Source organism: Methylobacterium indicum, from assembly GCF_001043895.1.
In the GTDB taxonomy this organism is placed as follows: Bacteria; Pseudomonadota; Alphaproteobacteria; order Rhizobiales; family Beijerinckiaceae; genus Methylobacterium; species Methylobacterium indicum.
The window spans coordinates 1-688 of the sequence record NZ_JTHF01000460.1; the positions used below are offsets into that span (position 1 = coordinate 1).

The 688-nt window shown below is 66.9% G+C and carries 1 protein-coding gene; it reads left to right on the forward strand.

Features of this window, described 5'->3' with window-relative positions; translation table 11 throughout:
- Window positions 1-688 (forward strand): thiamine pyrophosphate-dependent dehydrogenase E1 component subunit alpha (locus tag QR78_RS31475; RefSeq protein ID WP_048431579.1); only part of this gene is annotated, 688 nt, incomplete at both ends.

Consider the following 688-nt stretch of genomic DNA (forward strand, 5'->3'; position numbering starts at 1 on the left):
CCGCGACCTCGCCTATACGCTGATCCGGGTGCTCGATTCGGAGGGCAACGCAGTCGGCCCCTGGGCCGGCTCGCTCACCGACGAGGAACTGCTCGCCGGCCTTCGCGACATGATGAAGCTGCGCGCCTTCGATGCGAGGATGCTGATGGCCCAGCGCCAGGGCAAGACCTCGTTCTACATGCAGCATCTCGGCGAGGAGGCGGTGAGCACCGCCTTCCGGCGGGCGCTCGAACCCGGCGACATGAACTTCCCGACCTACCGGCAGGCGGGCCTGCTGATCGCCGGCGGCTACCCGCTCGTCGACATGATGTGCCAGATCTACTCGAACGAGAACGATCCGCTGCACGGCCGGCAATTGCCGGTGATGTACTCGGCCAAGGATCACGGCTTCTTCTCGATCTCCGGCAACCTCGCGACGCAATACGTCCAGGCGGTCGGCTGGGCGATGGCCTCGGCGATCAAGAACGACACGAAGATCGCCGCCGCCTGGATCGGCGACGGCTCGACCGCGGAATCCGACTTTCACGCAGCTTTGGTCTTCGCCTCGACCTACCGGGCGCCGGTGGTGCTCAACGTCGTCAACAATCAGTGGGCGATCTCGACCTTCCAGGGCTTTGCGCGGGGCGGCTCCTCGACCTTCGCGGCCCGCGGCCACGGCTTCGGGATCCCGTCCCTGCGCGTGGACGGC